Genomic DNA, 2,683 nt, shown 5'->3' on the forward strand with positions numbered 1-2,683 from the left:
GCCGACGGCACCCCCGCCGAGGGCGCCCCGGGGGCGGGGGCGCCCTCGGCGGGGGTGCCGTCGGCCGCGAGCAGCGGACCGGCCGACCGGCGGACGCCGGGACGACGATCACGCAGCGCGGCGGCGATCTGCTCGGCGGTGAGCACCAGGCCGGTGGCCCCCGTGCACGAGACCACCAGGTCGGCCAGGCGCAGCTCGGCGGCGAGCGAGATGGCGTTGATCGGCACCGCGCGGGCGGAGAGGGTGCCGCCGGGCACGCGACCGGCGCCGCGCAGCTCGTTGAGGTTGTCGGCCAGCCGCTCGGCCCTGGACAGGGTGCGGTTGGCGATCACCAGTTCGGTCGCGCCGGCACGGGCCAGCGTCGTCGCGGCCAACGAGGACATGGAACCGGCCCCGATCACCAGGACCCGCTTGCCCGCGATCCACGCCGGGACGTCCGGCATCGCCTCGGCACCCGGCGTCGGCGGCCCGGCGACCGGGGTCCCGCCGCCCGCCGCGACGAGGTCGGCACGGGCCAGCTGCTCGAGCCCGAAGGTGACCAGCGACTGCCCGGCACGGTCGATGGCGGTCTCGCTGTGGGCACGCTTGCCCACCCGCAGGGCGCGCTGGAACAGCTCGTTCAGCAGTCGGCCGGCCGACTGCTCCTCCTGCGCCAACGCCAGCGCGTTCTTGATCTGGCCGAGGATCTGGCCCTCCCCCACCACCATGGAGTCCAGGCCGCAGGCCACCGAGAACAGGTGGTGCACGGCCCGGTCCTCCCACCGGGTGTAGGTGTGGGCGGCGAGATCCTCGACGGACAGCCCGCTGTGCCGGGACAGCACGGCGGTGAGGTCCGAGACGCCCTCGTGGAAACGATCGACGTCCGCGTACAGCTCGATGCGATTGCAGGTGGACAGCACCGCGGCCTCGGCCGCGGTGTCCGTGCCGAGGGTGTCGCGCAGCAGCTTGCCCCGGTGGTCGGGGGCGAGGGCGGCACGCTCCAGGACGCTGACCGGCGCACTGCGGTGACTCAGGCCGACGACGAGCAGGCTCATGCCGGCATCACCGCCGGGAGATCGTCACCCGGGTCGCCGTCCCGGCCCGCGCGCGCCTCGGCGCGCACCTCCGCGTCGTCACGACCGCGCACCACAGCCCCGGCGGGGGCGCCGGGTCCGGAGGGAATCGAGGCGGGGGCGGCCGGTGGCGACGCCTCACCCGCCTTGCGCTGCTCGTGGAAGGCGAGGATCTGCAACTCGATGGAGAGGTCCACCTTGCGCACGTCCACGCCCTCGGGCACGGAGAGCACGGTGGGCGCGAAGTTCAGGATGGAGGTGACACCGGCCTCCACGAGGCGGTCGCAGACCTGCTGCGCCGCGCCCGCGGGGGTGGCGATGACCCCGATGGAGACCCCGTTGTCCTCGATGATCGTCTCCAGCTCATCGATGTACTGGACCGCGATCCCCGCGACGGGCCGCCCGGTCATGCCCGGGTCGGCGTCGATCAGCGCGGCCACCCGGAAACCGCGGGAGGCGAACCCGCCGTAGTTGGCGAGCGCGGCGCCCAGGTTTCCGATACCGACGATGACGACCGGCCAGTCCTGGGTGAGCCCGAGTTCGCGCGAGATCTGGTACACGAGATACTCGACGTCGTAGCCGACCCCGCGGGTGCCGTAGCTGCCGAGGTAGGAGAAGTCCTTGCGGAGCTTGGCGGAGTTCACCCCCGCCGCGCCGGCGAGTTCCTCGGATGAGACGGTGGGCACCGAACGCTCGGAGAGTGCGGTCAGCGCACGCAGGTACAGGGGGAGCCGGGCCACCGTCGCCTCGGGGATCCCTCGGCTGCGGGTCGCCGGTCGATGGGGGCGGCCAGTTGCCACGATGCTCCTGCCGGTCGGGCCAAGCGGTGAGCGGCCGGCCGGAACCGGTCCGCTCCATCTCCGCCAGGCTATGTCTTTGTGAACGCGTGCACAAAGATACTGTCCGTTTTGCCCGGCCAAAGTGACCGGTGCCACATGCACCGACAAGGCCATGGAATGACACTCCTCACACACGTGACGACAGCGGACGAAGCCCGGCGAAACGACCGGTGATCGCTCACCGAAACCGGACGAAAATTCTCTTTTCCTCCCCTCCGGGAGAAGGCCCGACCCGGTGACCCGGTGCCGTGCCCGGGGGTCGTTCGACCCGGGCCGGAGTCGTCGCGGGGGTCGGTGCCGCGCCCGGTGCCGACCGGGGACCGGGGCCGAACGGCCCCCCGGCGGGACATGGCGTGAACGGCTCCGGTGCTCATCTCCCCGGCGCTCCGAGCGCGGCCCGCAGCCGGTCCTCCCGGATCCGCCAGAAGTCGTGCTGCCGCCCGTCGATCAGGACCACCGGGATCTGCTCCCAGTACTCCTCGTGCAACCCGGGCTCGCGGGTGATGTCCCGCTCCTCCCAGCGCACCCCGAGATCCGCGCACACGGCTTCCACCACCGCCCGGGCGTCGTCGCACAGATGACACCCCGGCTTACCGATCAGCGTCACCAGGCGGTCGGGGTGTTCCCCGCCGGCGGGTGACGTGCGCCTCGACGGTCCGGGGGCGTCGCCCGGGGTCGACGGCGGGGTCGACGGGCCGCCGCCGTCCGCCCGGCGCCGGCCGGAGGTCAGCCGGGAGAGCAGGGACCGCCCGGGACCGGGGAGGGCGTCGGCCCCGGGGGACGGCCCGGGAG

At 73.4% G+C, this 2,683-nt stretch carries 3 protein-coding genes; all 3 read right to left on the reverse strand.

Annotation, left to right across the window (positions count from 1 at the left end):
* The coding region (locus FNQ90_RS19030; RefSeq protein ID WP_182607480.1) for a glutamyl-tRNA reductase at window positions 1-1,034 on the reverse strand (1,034 nt) is incomplete at its 3' end.
* Entirely contained in the window at window positions 1,031-1,852 is an 822-nt protein-coding gene (locus FNQ90_RS19035; protein WP_182607481.1) for a redox-sensing transcriptional repressor Rex, read from the reverse strand. The genes FNQ90_RS19030 and FNQ90_RS19035, both read right to left, overlap by 4 nt.
* Window positions 1,853-2,261: 409 nt before the next feature.
* Window positions 2,262-2,501, reverse strand: a complete 240-nt coding sequence (locus FNQ90_RS19040; RefSeq protein WP_228471392.1) for a glutaredoxin family protein — start codon at window positions 2,499-2,501, stop codon at window positions 2,262-2,264.
* Window positions 2,502-2,683 lie beyond the last annotated feature (182 nt).

The organism is Streptomyces alkaliphilus, from assembly GCF_014141535.1.
Classification (GTDB): Bacteria; Actinomycetota; Actinomycetes; order Streptomycetales; family Streptomycetaceae; genus Streptomyces; species Streptomyces alkaliphilus.